Source organism: Peribacillus sp. R9-11, assembly GCF_031345095.1.
GTDB lineage: Bacteria > Bacillota > Bacilli > Bacillales > DSM-1321 > Peribacillus > Peribacillus butanolivorans.
The window spans coordinates 171,348-187,171 of the sequence record NZ_CP133764.1; the positions used below are offsets into that span (position 1 = coordinate 171,348).

10 protein-coding genes and 3 pseudogenes are annotated in these 15,824 nt (G+C 39.2%); 7 read left to right on the top strand and 6 right to left on the bottom strand.

The genetic code is table 11. The features are described from left to right. Window positions 1-75 precede the first annotated feature (75 nt). The 3 genes and pseudogenes from RE409_RS28610 to ltrA (RE409_RS28620) form a co-directional block, all read right to left on the bottom strand. Window positions 76-663, bottom strand: a pseudogene (locus RE409_RS28610) (group II intron maturase-specific domain-containing protein); the annotation flags it as partial. Between the two features lie 82 nt (window positions 664-745). Continuing rightward, window positions 746-1,990, bottom strand: a complete 1,245-nt coding sequence (gene ltrA / locus RE409_RS28615) for a group II intron reverse transcriptase/maturase (RefSeq protein ID WP_309559624.1) — start codon at window positions 1,988-1,990, stop codon at window positions 746-748. Window positions 1,991-2,511: 521 nt separating this feature from the next. Further along, window positions 2,512-3,210 (bottom strand): annotated as a pseudogene (gene ltrA, locus RE409_RS28620) (group II intron reverse transcriptase/maturase); the annotation flags it as partial. A 1,015-nt stretch (window positions 3,211-4,225) separates the two neighbouring features. Between ltrA (RE409_RS28620) and RE409_RS28625 the strand changes: the two are divergent. From RE409_RS28625 to RE409_RS28640, 4 genes are all read left to right on the top strand, one after another. After that, window positions 4,226-5,239 (top strand): zinc-dependent alcohol dehydrogenase family protein, encoded by a 1,014-nt coding sequence (locus RE409_RS28625; protein ID WP_201183670.1) that lies wholly within the window; start codon window positions 4,226-4,228, stop codon window positions 5,237-5,239. A 107-nt stretch (window positions 5,240-5,346) separates the two neighbouring features. Further along, window positions 5,347-6,828 carry a xylulokinase gene (gene xylB, locus RE409_RS28630; RefSeq protein WP_201183668.1) on the top strand — a complete coding sequence of 494 codons (1,482 nt, stop codon included), beginning with the start codon at window positions 5,347-5,349 and terminating at the stop codon, window positions 6,826-6,828. Window positions 6,829-6,859: 31 nt separating this feature from the next. Beyond that, window positions 6,860-8,974, top strand: a complete 2,115-nt coding sequence (locus RE409_RS28635; RefSeq protein WP_201225276.1) for a BglG family transcription antiterminator — start codon at window positions 6,860-6,862, stop codon at window positions 8,972-8,974. Then, complete coding sequence (locus RE409_RS28640; protein WP_309559625.1) at window positions 8,971-10,359, top strand: PTS transporter subunit EIIC; 1,389 nt, start codon at window positions 8,971-8,973, stop codon at window positions 10,357-10,359. The genes RE409_RS28635 and RE409_RS28640 overlap by 4 nt, the downstream gene beginning before the upstream one ends. A 56-nt stretch (window positions 10,360-10,415) precedes the next feature. Here RE409_RS28640 and RE409_RS28645 read toward each other — a convergent pair whose 3' ends face one another. The 3 genes and pseudogenes from RE409_RS28645 to RE409_RS28650 form a co-directional block, all read right to left on the bottom strand. Beyond that, entirely contained in the window at window positions 10,416-11,690 is a 1,275-nt protein-coding gene (locus RE409_RS28645; protein WP_309559316.1) for an MFS transporter, read from the bottom strand. 239 nt (window positions 11,691-11,929) lie between these two features. Then, window positions 11,930-12,260, bottom strand: a pseudogene (locus tag RE409_RS30825) (Tn3 family transposase); the annotation flags it as partial. A 473-nt stretch (window positions 12,261-12,733) separates the two neighbouring features. Next, entirely contained in the window at window positions 12,734-13,180 is a 447-nt protein-coding gene (locus RE409_RS28650; RefSeq protein ID WP_309559317.1) for a hypothetical protein, read from the bottom strand. 888 nt (window positions 13,181-14,068) lie between these two features. Between RE409_RS28650 and RE409_RS28655 the strand changes: the two genes are divergently transcribed. From RE409_RS28655 to RE409_RS28665, 3 genes are all read left to right on the top strand, one after another. Continuing rightward, window positions 14,069-14,368, top strand: a complete 300-nt coding sequence (locus RE409_RS28655; RefSeq protein ID WP_309559318.1) for a hypothetical protein — start codon at window positions 14,069-14,071, stop codon at window positions 14,366-14,368. 238 nt (window positions 14,369-14,606) lie between these two features. Continuing rightward, window positions 14,607-15,017 carry a hypothetical protein gene (locus RE409_RS28660; RefSeq protein ID WP_309559320.1) on the top strand — a complete coding sequence of 137 codons (411 nt, stop codon included), beginning with the start codon at window positions 14,607-14,609 and terminating at the stop codon, window positions 15,015-15,017. Continuing rightward, window positions 15,004-15,594 (top strand): hypothetical protein, encoded by a 591-nt coding sequence (locus RE409_RS28665; protein ID WP_309559321.1) that lies wholly within the window; start codon window positions 15,004-15,006, stop codon window positions 15,592-15,594. Before RE409_RS28660 ends, RE409_RS28665 begins: the two co-directional genes overlap by 14 nt. Window positions 15,595-15,824 lie beyond the last annotated feature (230 nt).

The window sequence follows — 15,824 nt, forward strand, 5'->3', positions numbered from 1 at the left end:
ATCGAGTAGGAGGAGGCGCCTAGCCTCCGACCTCTCACACCACCGTACGTACCGTTCGGTATACGGCGGTTCAGTTTAAGTCTGACGTAGTTTTGTATATCGTTCATATAGATTTACTAACCCTTGGTGGTGCCAATAAACATTATTAAGGGTTTTGTCTAGAATAGGACTATGCGCTATGCGCCAATAACCCTTTCTGCTATTTCCCCATTCATATGCTTTTTCAAATGGGACGCCTAATCCTTTGAGTTTCCTCACTCTCGTTCTTGGCAATTTCCATTGTTTCCATAGGCACATCCTGAGTCTTCTTCGAATCCATGAATCTAAATTCTTCAATACGTTCGGAGTATCAATGAGGGCGAAATACCCCATCCAACCTCTAAGGTATTGCTTTAACTTATTTATTCGGAGTTTCATGGGTATCGGTAATTTTCTCGAGGTCATTTCCCTGATTCGTTTCTTTACTCTCTTCACCGTTTGTTTAGCCAGTAGAACCTTCGGGTTCTTCTTTGACTTCGTGAAACTAAAACCGAGAAACGTTCTGTTCCAAGGGCGATCATACTTCGACTTCTCGTAGTTGACCTTTAGCTTCAGTTTATTTTCAATGAAGCTTGAGATATTTCCCATTGCACGTTTGGCGGCTTTTCGTGTCTTCACAAAGATAGTACGGCAAGTAGACCACTGGAACCTCCCCAGTAGTCTCTCTCAGAACCGGACGTGAACCTCTCAGCTCATCCGGCTCCCATTATTCAGCCGTAGGCTTGATACCTAGATCCCAGTGTTTAAAAAGTTTGGGATTCTGTTTCGCAATTCTACCCACAAAATGCTCTGCTTTCTTCTTGTGACGCGCGAGCCTTTTGTACTTCCTTCTCACCCACATAATTAAGGCTTTATTTATATGCCTTAAAGAAGGGTACATTTCAGACTTGTAGAACTTGCCATAGTAATTAATCCAACCTTGAATTACTGGGTTAAACATATTTGATAGGTCTATCAGCTCTTTCTCTGCCTTCAGTTGTAGTTTCCACTCTCTCACTTTTTGCCGGATTGATTTCTTCGATTTATTACTGATGGCAGGTGTGAAATTCACAAAATGTTTTCCCCACCTGTTCTTTGACAGTCTTGGTCTGAATGTATAGCCTAGAAAATCAAATGAGATATTTTCATGCTCTTCTTTTCTAGCTGCATCCTTACAATACACAATTTTCGTTTTATCTGAATGTAGTTCAAGCTTACATTCCCTCATTCTCTTATCTAGAGATTCAAGTATTTTCTTTGCTTCTTCCTCTGTCTTGCAGTGGATGACTGCGTCATCGGCATATCTAGCGAACGGGTTGTTTGGGTGATGAATAGCCATCCATTTATCAAACGTATAATGGAGAAATAAATTAGCTAATACTGGACTAATGACTCCACCTTGCGGCGTACCCGATGTGCGCTCTCTTATTCCTTCTTTCGTTTGAAAAGGTGCTTTTAGCCATCTCTTGATATATAACTTTACCCAGTCGGTTTGCGTATGCTTTTCTACTGCTCTCATCAATAAATCATGATCGATATTATCAAATAGACCTTTGATATCGAATTCAAGTACCCAATTGTATTGCCAGCATCGTTTTCGAGTGATCTCTATCGCTTGAATGGCACTTTTCTTAGGTCTGTATCCATAGGAATCAGCATGAAAGATTGGTTCGACCGAAGGTTCAAAATATAATTTCACTGTCATTTGTGCAATTCTATCCGCAACCGTTGGAATTCCAAGTATTCTTGTACCTCCGGCTTTCTTCGGTATTTCCACAGCTTTAACAGCTGGAGGAAAGTAACTTCCAGATGACATTCGATTCCATACTTTATACAGATTATCTTTGAGATTCCCTTCGAATTCTTCGAGGGATTGATCATCAATTCCGGCTGACCCTTTGTTTGCTTTCACCCTCAGGAAGGCTTCATATACTATGTTTTTAGCTATCACATACGGCTTTGTTTTATGCATAAGTTCCTCCCACTTTTATGGTTGACTTGTTTATAAAACTGAATAATATAACCCCTTTGCTCCTTCTCCGTTAGGAGGTTTCATTGCTACTACGAGTTATTCCGCCCCTATACATGGCATTGGTACTCTGATTCTCGTGGGGCTTCCACTTGAAATCTCTCCCTTGGCATCCATGTCGTAGGTTCTCACGTTCCACACTCAAGCCTGTATTAAGTTCACGCCGCCTTTATACCGGTCACCGAACGGACAGTAAACAGGTTTCCTCCGAACCCATCCTGAGTTAACGACACCCCCTCAGTTTTGATGACAATTCTACGCTTTCGATACTTCTTCAGCGGTTCAATGGTTTTCGTCTCCTTAATACTTACCTGACAATGTCAAGCACTGCCTTTTCCCTAACGCTCAATACCATAGCTTTTGACTACAGCACCTTAGGGTGGTTTTCAATCTCTACCTGTATAGCGATTGCGAGAGGCCTTCTCTCATCTTAAGTGTAGCATTGCGTGTAAGAGTGCTTTTCAAGCACACTTTGTTTGCATTCGTGACACACTGTCATCCGCATACCTTACGAATCGAAGATTGCGTTTCTCTAGTTCTTTATCTAAATCGTCTAACATGATATTAGATAATAAAGGACTTAACGGACCTCCTTGCGGAGTTCCCTCCTCACTTTTATGAAAAAGTCCGCCTATCATAATGCCTGCTTGAAGGAATTTACGAATCAGTTTGAGAACTCGTTTATCTTCAATTTTCCGCTCTAACATTCCCATGAGCTTGTCATGATTCACTTTATCGAAGAACTTCTCCAAGTCCATATCCACTACCCATGTATAACCTTCGGTTATATAGGACTTTGCCTTTCGAACCGCCTGGTGCCCTTGTTTGTTAGGGCGAAATCCATAGCTATTCTCCGAAAAGGTTGAGTCATATATCTTAGTCAATATTTGGGCAATGGCTTGTTGAATGAAACGGTCTAGAACCGTTGGAATACCCAATAGCCGAACTCCGCCGTTTGGTTTCGGGATATCGATACGACGGACGGGCTGCGGTTGATAGGTACCCTGTAAAAGGGCAGTTTTCATGTTGTACCATTCGGTTACGAGGTGCGGTCTCAGGCTTTGAACCGGCATTCCATCTACACCATGGCTTCCCTTATTTCTTTCTACACGCTTCAATGCCTGTATTAAGTTTTCCCTCTCTAGTATCTGTTCCATTAACATCGTTGATATCCTTTCCCTGCGTGGACGAGATGGTCTATTTGTGCCTTTATCTGCTACGCCCTTTTGAAGTTCCCCGTGTATTCACCACTTCTTCCTTCAAATAAGTTCCGTTAGGAATTGTTTGCTTCTTCGCAAAATAACGAACGCCTAGTATCCGTCCTCCTCAATCTGTTCGGTCCTTCCTTATCTTCTCGAGTAGACAAGTACTATGACCTCTGCTGACTTCTGATGATTCAGCTGCCCATCACTGGACAGGTTACCAAGTGTACTTGGCTGTCATCAGACCTCCCCGGGTAAGAGTGCAATCTTTCCCTCCATCTATCTGCTTCATTTACTCTGTACCACCTTCGGCAGTAAGGACTTTGTTTTGTTTCGCAAACTCATCCAATGATACCTAGCCTTATATGAAGTTCGTGTTCCTCAGACCGGAGGTTTGCCGCTTGCTTCCTTCAGATTCCACGTCACCGTGGACACCCTTGCATTAAGCTAACCACTACTACTGCCTTCATGGTTCGGGACTTTCACCCTATAGATTGCACCCATGCCGGGCGCACGAAGAAAACATTTGAAATTGACAATTCCAAATGCTTTTTCATTTCATATATTCCTTACTTTTACGAACAATATGTAACTAAGTACGCATGCTAAAAACCATTAGGCCTCAAGGTAATGTCTTCCGTTTTTATTGTTTAAGCATGTTTATATACATCGATGGATGAAGTCTTTCTGTGTATGAAGTCTTTGAGTTAGAAGGTTAGCGAGAACTTGTTGAAGAAATTGTACTACGGAACCATTAAATCTTTGATTAAGGGGACTATGAGGACACCTGTAGATGATAATACTTTTGCAAATACACTGTATAAAATCTGTCCGTTTATAAGTGACAAACTTATGGAATCTTCTAGTGCAATGAGATGAAGATGATTGCTAAAATAATAGTATGAAAACGGATTCATATCAGAATCCTTCACTATTTATTTCTAAATTGTTTTGAAAGATAATAGGAGGAGAGAAAATGAGAGCACTAGTGATTGAAGAACCCTATAAAGCAGTCGTAAAAGAAGTTCCTTATCCTGCACCGCAGTCAGGAGAAGTAACAATCAAAGTAAAACATACCGGTATATGTGGCACCGATATACATATTTACAAAGGAGAATTTTTGTCTCCCTATCCCATTATTCCAGGACATGAGTTTTCCGGTGTTATTCATGAGATCGGAGAAAACGTAAGAGGATTTAATATAGGAGACAGAGTAACAGCTGACCCATCTTTGTTTTGCGGCGAATGTGAATATTGTTTAACACACCGCGGTAACCAATGTGAAAATTGGGGGGCTCTTGGAAATACAACTGATGGTAGCATGGCGGAATATGTAAAAGTCCTAGCACGAAATGTAGTAAAAATTCCCGATTCCCTTTCTTTTGAAGAAGCTGCATTCATTGAGCCAATGGCCTGTGTCGTGCATGCTATGAACCGTCTTGATTTACAAGTAGGAGACCGCGTTCTATTATTTGGAGCAGGCGCAATGGGACAACAGTTGATTCAATCTTTAAAAATGGCCGGTGCTTCTGAACTTGTTGTTGTCGATCTTGATCAGGCAAAATTAGATATGGCGTTGGAGTGGGGAGCTACAAAAGGTGTACTCAGCCAAGAAATTGAAAAGAACCTTAGCAATGAAATATACCCGCATGGATTTGATGTTGTTGTAGACGCTACTGGAATTCCCTCTGTTATAGAAAGTGCATTTAACTACATCGGAAAAACAGGTAAGTATCTTCAGTTTGGTGTGACAGCACAAAATGCAAAAGTAACTCTTGATCCATTTAAACTATACAATAATGACTGGACTGTATTAGGTTCTATGGCCATTAACTATACATTCATTCCTGCTTTCAATTGGGTGAAAGAAGGACGTATTCTATTAAAACCACTCATTTCTGATCAGCTGTCTCTTGAAGAAACAGTTGATTACTTACAAGGACCGCGCAACAGCAGTCAATTTAAAGTACAAGTGAAAATCGATAAATAGCATCTACCCAGGACCCAGCCATCCAATTCAAGCAGTTTATTTCACTCTGCTGAAAGGTACTTGCCGGGTTCTCTCTTTTTACTAGAAAGCAGAAAGGATAAAAAAAGATGAACCCTTCATTATTATTAGGAATTGATATTGGAACGCAAGGAACAAAGGCTTTGGTGATCGATCATAATGGACACGTTGTTTCTACCGCTCAAGTATCTTATACATTTGATAGTCCACAGCCAGGGTGGGCTGAACAATCACCCTCTCTTTGGTGGGAGTCCGTTATTTCCTGCTTAAACATGTTATGGGAAAAAGGAATTGATTCAACATTAATTCGAGCAGTTGGTACCACCGGCCAAATGCACAGCCTGGTTATTTTAGATGAACAAAATCAACCGATTCGACCGTCCATTTTATGGAATGATGGGCGAACATTAAAAGAGTGTAGTGAAATGGAGGAAATCATCGGGGCTGATTGTTTATTTAAAACTGTCCAAAATCCAATTTTACCTGGTTTTACTGCGCCTAAACTTTTATGGCTAAAAAGAAATGAACCTCATCATTTTTCACAAATTAAGAAGATCTTAATGCCAAAAGATTATATTGTATACGAGTTAACTGGAGAATATTCAGCAGATGTAACCGATGCAAGCGGAACATGTTTGCTAAATGTCCAAAAAAGAGAATGGGCTTGGGATATTATCAAAGATCTTGGATTTCTTGAAGAATGGTTCCCTCCAGTTTCGGAAAGTAAGGAAGTCATCGGAACCATTTCTGAAAAAGCGGCTCAGTTAACAGGACTGCCAATCGGAATTCCAGTTATTGCTGGAGCAGGAGACAATGCAGCAGCAGCCCTAGGAAATGGTATTATAAAGGAAATGAAGGGGAGTATCAGCATCGGAACATCAGGAACCGTTTTTGTTCCACTGAATGAACTTCCTGATGTAGCAAGAGATGAAGCAAGCACACTGCACTTGTTTTGTCATTGTCTGCCTGGAATGTGGCATGCGATGGGTACAACATTATCTGCTGGAATGTCATTAAGATGGCTGCGTGACACGTTTGAAAAAGAAACATTTGATGAATTGCTGAAAGGTGTTGATCAAGTAGAACCTGGCGCTGAAGGATTATTGTTCTTCCCCTATTTAAATGGCGAACGGACACCATTAAATAATCCCAAAGCAAAAGGCGTCTTTTTTGGATTAACGTATAGACATCATCGACAAAACATGGCTCGCGCTGTGATAGAAGGAGTTTGTTATAGTTTAAGAGATGTATTTGATATGATGAAAAAAGCAGGGATTGAGGTAGAAGATTGGACTGTAACAGGTGGCGCTATTAAAAATCCATTATGGACAGAAGTGCTAGCTGACGTATATCAGCAGTCTCTTCATGTTCATGAAGAACGTGAAGGCCCAGCTTATGGTGCATCTATTCTAGCGGGTTTTGGCAACGGAGAGTGGACGGCAGTTTCTGATTTAGCTATGCTTGATCAGCAATCTAAAATGATTGCCTGCAATCCAAAAAACAAAAACGTGTATGACGAACAATTTGCCCGCTATCAAACCATTGCTCAAACTATAAACCCTTTGTTTTAATACATAAAAAATGATGAGAAATGCTTGAGAAATGAAGGTGAAAAAGTTGGCAGAGAAAGCAAAAATATTTATTAGCAGCCGCCAAAAGATGATAATTGACCGTCTACTTGAAAGCGACTTTCCGATTATGCCAAAAGATATTGCTGAGGAGCTGGACATTAGTTTAAGAACATGCCAGCGAGAAATAGCACAGTTAAAACCTATAGTACGGACTTATGGTCTGAAAATCATGAAACAATTTCGAAGTGGCATATGCTTAGTTGGTGAACAAGAAAATAAAGATGTTCTGACGGAAGAACTAGAGAAAGCCCGCCAGCAAACCTCTTTTTCACCAAAAGACAGGCAAATAGGAATCGTTTGCGACTTATTAAGGGATCAGACACCAACTAAAATGTTTGTGTTCAGTAAAAAATACTATGTAACGGAAGCGACGATCAGCCATGATTTAAATGAACTTGAAGAATGGTTGAACCATTTTCATTTAACATTGGTTCGAAAACCTGGTCTTGGTATTTATATTGTAGGAGAAGACAAAGATTTACGAGCTGCCATTACTACGGTTGTAAATAATTCAACACTGCCAGAGAATTGGCTGGCAGTGTTTGATTTATTGAAACTAGGAAAAAAAGAAGATTGGCGGATAGAAAAGTATATCCCATCCATGTATTTAGACCTGCTAGATTTGGATATTCTTTATGCAGTCGAGAAAGTGCTAACTGAGGCAGCTGAACAAAATCCTTCGCTGTTTTTAAACGAGCGTGATCGGATCAGCGTTTCTCTTCATTTAGCTCTTGCTGCTGAGCGCCACAAAGATAAAAAACATGGACATCTAAACCTGGACTCGAAACTAATGAAATTGTACCCTTCCGCTTTTTATATAGCAGCAAGATTAAGAGAATTACTGGATATTGAACTTCCGGAAGAGGAAATAAACTATTTGATTCTTCACTTATATGGGGTACAACCTGATTTGCCTATAGAACAGCTTCAAGAAGAAGAAACTACCCATTTGGTTAGGATTTTTATCGAAGGCGTGAAAAAAGAACTGAATCAACCATTGACAGATCCCATGCTGAGTGAAGGATTACTTAAGCATTTTTATCCTGCATTAAATAGAATACGCAATGGACTGCCTATCCATAACCCGCTATTTTCTCAAATTCAAAGAGATTATCCCGATGTCTATGAAGCGAGCCGGAAAAGTGCTGAATCATTGTCAGATTATCTTGGTGTTACCATACCTCCTTCTGAAATTGCCTATATGGCAATACATGTGGGAGCAGCATTAGTAAATCAACAAAATATAAAAGGACGCGTAGTTATAGTTTGTGCCAGTGGATTTGGCACATCCCGATTAATTGCGTCCCGGTTAAAGCAAGAAATTCCAGGAATTTACGTTTCAGGAGTGATATCCATTAATGAACTGCCTAAATGGCTCGAAAACAACTGGCAAGTGGATGCAATTGTATCTACGATTCAGATATCTGCCATTACAGAAGAGCGTCTTATCGTCGTATCCCCCATTTTAACAGAAAATGATTTGCAAAAAATAAAAAGCATATTAAAAAAACAACAAAGCACCGATCAGATACTATTCGCATCCGATCATTTTTCAGAAGATTCAGCGCTTATAGAGGTCGCTTATTATGGGGAAGCGTTTGCTCAACTGATGAGAAGCCTCGATTGGATGGAAGCCATTCCTACAAAAGAGAAGTTTACATGGCTTAATGCGATTGTATCACAATCCCATGCTGTCATTTCATCCGAAGAGCTGATTGAAGCATTTAAAGAAAGAGAGCGGAAAGGCAGTTTTGTAATTGGCTCCATTGGTATTTTACATAGCCGTACATCTGCTGTTCGGACTCTTTTTGCTAACATTATATCGCTGAAAGAAACAATACCGTGGCATTCTGAAAATGGACAAAAGCAATCCGTCAATACAGTATTACTACTGGCGGGACCTCCTGATGCACCGCGTGAGCATTTTCCACTTTTAGGGGAATTGATAAGCGGGCTTCTTGATAATGTGCTGGCAGAAGCCATTTCTTCCGGCAACAAAGAACAGGCACTTTTCGCCGTGCGTGACCATTTGCAGCAAGCTTATCAAGAAAAAATTCTTAATTATGCAAGAGGAAAACTTAGATGAATCGCATAGGACGCATATATAGCTCCATTGTTTTTCAAAATATCTCAATTATGATAGCTGTAGGCATTTTAAATATTTTATTTGGACCAAATGGATGGAAACCTGACACTGTAATCAGTCAATTTATCGATCCTATTTATCGATATGTATTACCACTTATGCTTGCTTACACTGGAGGAAAGTTGTTTGGCGGCCATAGCGGAGGTATTGTCGCGAATGTTGCCATGATTGGTTTGATTATGACATCGGATATGCCGATGACTATTGGAGCTATTTTATTCAGTCCGCTAATCGGCTGGCTATCAGCATGGATAGAACAGCGGACACAGGACTATATTCCGATTGGTAGTGAACTTCTGATTTCCAATCTTATAGATGCAGTGCTTGGGATTAGTTTACTGTTAGCTGGCTATTTCATGATAGGCCCTCTAATGAACGATATACTCAAACAAATAAATAATGGGTTAATTATGTTAGTCGAATCAGTATGGCTACCTTTTTTATCGTTTATCATTGAGCCTGCCAAAGTCATGTTTTTAAATAATCTCATTAACCATGGAATCGTCGCGCCATTTGGTATTCAACAAACACGCGAACTCGGGAAAAGTGTCATCTTTCTTGTAGAAGCCAATCCTGGACCAGGCTTTGGTGTTCTGTTGGCCTATTTGGTGACGGCAAGAAAGGAAGAAGAACCGGCACTCCGTGGGACAGCTGGGATTCAGATTTTTGGAGGAATTCACGAAGTATATTTTCCATATATTTTAATGAAGCCTACATTATTTTTAGCAGTAATTGCTGGCGGATTTACAGGCATTACCTTATTCCAACTTTTTAATGTTGGACTTGTTTCCACGGCTTCTCCTGCGAGCATATTATTGATCTTGTTTCTTGCTCCGCAGGAAGATGCTTTATTTATTTTATTGGGAATTGGGTTATCGGCGTTTGTATCCTATATTGTTGCTCATTTTATTCTTGTTCGATCTGATGCCCAACGTTCTGAAACATCAATGGAACCTTTCCCTCTTCCACTCTCTGAAAAAAATGAACGGCCAAGTATCGTATTTCGGGACGAACAACCCTCTTCTCTTTCTCCCATTCATCACGTTACTATTTCCTGTGACGGAGGAATGGCTTCGAGTGCGATGGGAGCTGCTATTCTACGACGGAAAGTGAAGGAAGCTGGATTAACCAATATTCAAATTGATCACCGATCTATCGATGATATTCCGTCCTATACAGATTTAGTTGTTATTCAGGAGCAACTAAAAAACAGAATGAATCACAAGCATCAATCTGTACCTACAGTTGGATTGAACTCCTTATCTAATTTACTAGAATACGATGATATTGTTCTATTAATTAAAAACAGAAACCAATCTGAATAAACCCTCACATAGAGAAAGCTGTCCGAATAAGAATTCAGACAGCTTTTTCTATGAATTCACGCTATCTTTTGTGTTTCTTCTTTTGCTTTTGCTTCTGTGGGCAATTTGATAAAGACTGTCAATATAGCACTAATAAAATATAGAATCGCAAGCATCCAGATTAAACCGCTTGCGCCAATCGGCTCGTAAAACAATCCTACAAGAGCAGGGCCGATAAATACGGGGAGTCCTGCCCCTAAGTTCAATACAGAAACAGCTGCTCCCTTGTCTTCTTTTACAAGAGATGGTACCAAAGCAGATAATGGTACATACCCTGCAAGCGAAGCACCCCAGAACATTCCTGCAAGAAAAACGAGTATAAGGTTTCCATTGGTCCATATTGGTATATAAAATAACAGTAGTGTAGAGATTCCGGCAGTAACTCCTCCAAACCAAATGACTGTATTACGCCATCCTAATTTATCACCGACTATTCCAAATATCACATTAAATATGATATTACTGGCAAAAATAACGCCCCACATAGTCAGCCATGTATTGATCGAAATCCCGTAATTCGCCATATGAATAGGCAAAAAGATTGGGAAAGCAAATTGAGAAGTAGTATTAATGGTTCGAACAATCCCGCCTAACGCAACTTTTGGTTCCCTTTTTAAAATCGTAAAACCTTTTGTTAATTCTTTTAATTTCGCACCGGTATTCATATTGCTGCTTTTAAGCTCTAGCTTGTCTCGGTTCATAATAATGGCAAAAAAAACTCCGACACATACCCAGAGAATCGATGTCCAAAGAGTACCGATGTGGCCGAAATGTTCAATGGCCCATATAGAGTAATAGGCTCCCAGCACATTTAAACCACCTGTAAAAACAAACCAAAACCACCCAACTGCTGCTCCCAGCTTATTTTTAGGACTCCGATAATTGATCCATACCATGAAGCTGTATGCGAATAGTGGATAACCGAATCCTCGGAGTGCATAAGTCAGTAACATCGTGCCATAATTAAGCTCGTTAACGCCAAAAGCAATAAACGAACTAGTCCCGATTATATAAGTAATCATTCCCGTAAACATTATTCTTCTCGGACCAAACGCTTCAGCGAGCACCCCTGATAAAAAGGAAGCAATTGTAACTGTGACTCCATAGGCCGTATAAAGAGAAGCAGTTTGTTCAACGCTCATTCCTCGTTCTTGCAAATATGTACTCAGCCAAGCTATTTCCAATCCATCTCCCATCATGAAAATTAGAATTCCAAAATACCCCCAAACGAGCGTCTTCGGAATACCAATTTTGTCTAAAAATGAAAGTTTTATTCCATTAGAGGTATTCATAAACATCCCCTTTTCCATTTGAATTAGATGATTGCGCTTACATCGTTAAGTTTAGCACCGTTTGAAGAGAAGAAGAGACGTCACTTCTTCAAACTTTGGCGCATTTTCCGTGACAAAAATTCTTGAACAAAATAAAACATAGAAATTCCTATTAACCGGACTTTCACTTGGATTGGCTGTCTGGGGTCCTGCAACAAAACGCGGATATTATACGCTAAGAAGAAAAATCAGGGTTATTTTTACGTCCGCAGTGGACGTAGGGAATGAATGGAATTCGGATTCTAGAATTGAACGAATATTCTCCGAGAAAATTTATGTGTTCCCTCCTAACGGGGATATATGAGAAGCAATTCTTCTTGATATTTCCTGTAATTTCATGTGTTCAACTGCCTGTGTGATAGTTACACGGTATTCCAAATGCTGATTGCATTAATAGTAAGATTTAATACGCTGACACGTTGTAATTGATCTTGTAATGCTCTTTCTCTAAGTTCCCCATGTTTAAATTGCTCGTTCTAAGGCGTTCATGGCTTCAACATTATTTAACCCACGCTGGATTCGACGACGTAAGTGTGGAATAAGGCTACTGATGAGTTTCAATCGAAAGGAAGGATAAAAATGAATCATGTAATTGGACTAGTCATTGTGAAAGGAGAAAGTGAAGGAAAGACATTAAGAAAAGTTATAGTGTTCACAATACACGTGAAGGACTAGATTCGTTCCATATATTCTTAAAAGAACTGGAGGATATGACAGGAGTTAAACCTTCGGTCATTATGGAATCAACGAGACATATCATGCCCCAGTCGTTCAGTTTATAGAGGAGAAGGACTATCTTACATGGACGGTAAATGGAAAAGGGTATGAAATGATTGCCACACCCTAAAAGAAAATCCATATTTATTCGTAGGAAACCATAAATGACTTTCCTTATAAACTTTTTTCTACAGATTACATATTTACAGGTACAACCATGAAAACAATTTATAGCAATGAACGTAACCTTCTTCTTAACTATGTCCAAAATCACCTTTTCATTTAGTTCATATTTCAGCTTTTTTCGCCTGGATCATTTCTTTGATTTTATCTCTAAACTTCTCATTCGTGAAAATATCCTGTGTTGTTGTTATGTGTCGCTTGGCATGTCTAGAGAAGTTAGTTGCTGCCAACCACTGACCACAATAAGGACATGGAAGCTGTGCGTCTACTTGCCATTGTGTCGTTACGAATCTACTTGTATTTGAGTTACTTCTTTTCGGAACCTTATTGACTACCTTTGTATTCGTATCGACTACATCATCATTCATTTTGTATTCGTCTGTGATTGCTAGACGTTCTATCAGCAGACAAACCGCTTCACTGATAGATAAATTCAGTTCGTCACAGTAACCTTTGAAATCCCCGTACAAGCTTTCTGGAATGCGTGCGGTTAATACCTCGGTCTTTTCTCTTCTTCTCCGATTACGTGCGAATTGTTCCAAGTATGTCATCCAATTCCCTCCTAAATCCTCTTATTGATTTATTCGGTACACATCACCCTACCTCCTTCAACTCATTCTGTATACAATTCGAATCACAATCAAATCATTTTGAAACATTTATATTGGGTCACCTTGTATACTGGTATATTAGATTAATATATATATTCTAACGAGGTTATTCCTGAAATAACTAAGATGTAAACCTCACTATAGTAACTGATAAATTTGTCTCCTGGAATCTATGATGATTGTTCTTTATGACGCTCATACCGAGTAGTTTTTTTGTTCAAATTACTTATGTATTTCAGAACTAGAACGATGTCACGTTGGATAGGAGAATATGTAACGTGACATCGTTCTAGTTCTGAGTGCAAAATAAAAACGACAATTAAGTCGCCTTTTCTCTACCTTTCTAATAAAAAATCTTCTAGCGGCTAGTTTTGCTGTCCCACCCCTAGCCCCCATCATTCATCTGCCCGACCCAGATGAATACCACATGTTTCTAAGGACAGAAGGACTCTTAATCAAGAGAATACAGCATCCCATGAGTAATAGAAAATTAAGAAATGTAAGATTTTCATTGTTTAATATGCCTAAAGTTATTACGAATAAAAAGATTATAGAAAGGATCGCAAAAATCTGACTTTTCGTTTGCTTTTTTTATGGATTATTAGAAGGGAAAATCCATCGCTTCTAATAAAAAAAGTACCTGATAATGTGACTAAATTATATTAATCTAATCTAGTTTAGTTTATTCTTATTTTTCAAAACCAGACCAGACTAAACTAGTTTAGTCATTGCCAGGATCAAACCAATTTTCTTGTACATAACGATATTTGACCAAATGGCATTTTAACCAGCAGACGTCCATATACTTTTTTAAAAGGAGGAAGGAAAATGGTGTATAGACCTACCGTAAGATACCCGGACGTTTATAAAAATTATATAGAGAATGTGTATAAAGCGACCGATCTAGATCGTAATCAAATTATCCGTTTGGCCTTATTTGTCGCCGCACATTCAAAAGAGTATAAAAGTATCCTCCAAAAACATAAAATTGCTGACGTCCCTCTCCCCTGCCCAGATTGGGGGCTGGATGAAGAAGGGTACTGGACAGATCAAAACTATATTAAAGAACAGAATCTAGCCTCATTCAAAATTACTGATCAGGGTGGTATTAAGATTATTTTGGGCTAATTACTTCTTTTTCGATTCATTTGTGCTCTTTACGTAATGTAGCGTGGATGCCTTATTAGCAAGCTTTTCAGCCAGTTCTTTTGAAATATCTTTACTCATTTCGTATCACCTCACTTAAAAAAAGCCTTGCCACAATCCCTAGCAAATATACCTCCCTCCACTCTTGGCATAGCGTAACGATGTAACCAACTGACCAACCAACCCAAAGAAAAAGACGATTTTGAAAGGGGAAAAGCAAATGGGAAAGGTTAACCATTTGAATCCGGTTCTCTCTTCTTCTAATAAAAAAATGATTGAACCACAAAAAAGAAAAGTTCGTTTGGATAAGCTTCATGACATAAAAATCCCCGTGGACGAACCCATGGACATGATATTAAGACGGGAATCCCGACGATACTGGAATGGCTCTAAAACAGCCTTGGGCACAGAAATACTGTTGTTTGGACTTGAACAAGTGCTCGTATACCCTGACGTCACCTATACAGACCAGCCTTACACGGTTCATTGCAAAGTAGATCATGAAACGTATCAAAAGATAGGCGATTATGCGGCCGTTTGGAAATGTAGCGTTCGAAAAGCAGCTCATCGAATATTTGTAGAAGCATACAAAAAAAGACAACTAGGGGGCGTAACCGATGGGGAAATATAGCCAAGCCAATCTTATAGATGAAGAACTATCTTTTATTGGATCATCAAACTTTATCGGAAAGCTTCTCCATAAAGCAAATAAATCTTCAACCATCTTACTGAGTATAGACGTCCCCTTGAATTTATTTCTAAGAGCAGAAGTTTTCTGTGAAGATATTCAAGACCTATCAGACCTGCATTTCGAACAAAACGACTTGATGAATCTGTTATATAATGACTTCTTACTTTTTGCGAAAAAGAATCCAGACTCAAAGGCCATATTCCGATTGCTCACATCATTGGATCAGTATGCTGGTAAAGATTCCAGACTTGAAAAGTATGGGGAATCTGCTTTTAAATTAATCCATAAAGAAAAGAACCAAGAAATAAAAACTTTGAATTTACGCATGAGAAGGAAATTCGCCTTACGTGGAGAGGTGTTGCTTGCCGATATGGAGGAAGTTCAGCCTGAACATGGCTACACACTAGAAAAAGTATTTGAGCTTCTTTATATAGACTTTATTGATAAATTTCGAAAAGGTAATCATGCGGGAGTCGTAGAAAATATCCTGCGCCTGCTTGATGATGAAATCGAGTAGAAAATACACGAAAAGTTAATCTTTTAATGAACACATTTGAAAGGGAAAGTTCATTAATCTCAGGCTGAATCTCAAAATATGAACCTATGTATTCACAATACAATTTGCATAAATAATGAGCTTGTAGAAGTTTCTCCAAGCTCATTACCTATAACTTTCGTTGTTCAACTATTGCTACCCTTCGTTAACCAACAACTTCTCTTCTATTGCATACCATAACGGACTGTTCA

What these genes read in the sequence shown, in the direction of transcription:
- RE409_RS28655 (WP_309559318.1), top strand. Translation starts at nt 14,069, where the DNA reads ATGGTGTATAGACCTACCGTAAGATACCCGGACGTTTATAAAAATTAT.
- xylB (WP_201183668.1), top strand. Translation starts at nt 5,347, where the DNA reads ATGAACCCTTCATTATTATTAGGAATTGATATTGGAACGCAAGGAACA.
- RE409_RS28665 (WP_309559321.1), top strand. Translation starts at nt 15,004, where the DNA reads ATGGGGAAATATAGCCAAGCCAATCTTATAGATGAAGAACTATCTTTT.
- RE409_RS28625 (WP_201183670.1), top strand. Translation starts at nt 4,226, where the DNA reads ATGAGAGCACTAGTGATTGAAGAACCCTATAAAGCAGTCGTAAAAGAA.
- RE409_RS28640 (WP_309559625.1), top strand. Translation starts at nt 8,971, where the DNA reads ATGAATCGCATAGGACGCATATATAGCTCCATTGTTTTTCAAAATATC.
- RE409_RS28660 (WP_309559320.1), top strand. Translation starts at nt 14,607, where the DNA reads ATGGGAAAGGTTAACCATTTGAATCCGGTTCTCTCTTCTTCTAATAAA.
- RE409_RS28650 (WP_309559317.1), bottom strand. Translation starts at nt 13,180, where the DNA reads ATGACATACTTGGAACAATTCGCACGTAATCGGAGAAGAAGAGAAAAG.
- ltrA (WP_309559624.1), bottom strand. Translation starts at nt 1,990, where the DNA reads ATGCATAAAACAAAGCCGTATGTGATAGCTAAAAACATAGTATATGAA.
- RE409_RS28645 (WP_309559316.1), bottom strand. Translation starts at nt 11,690, where the DNA reads ATGAATACCTCTAATGGAATAAAACTTTCATTTTTAGACAAAATTGGT.
- RE409_RS28635 (WP_201225276.1), top strand. Translation starts at nt 6,860, where the DNA reads ATGAAGGTGAAAAAGTTGGCAGAGAAAGCAAAAATATTTATTAGCAGC.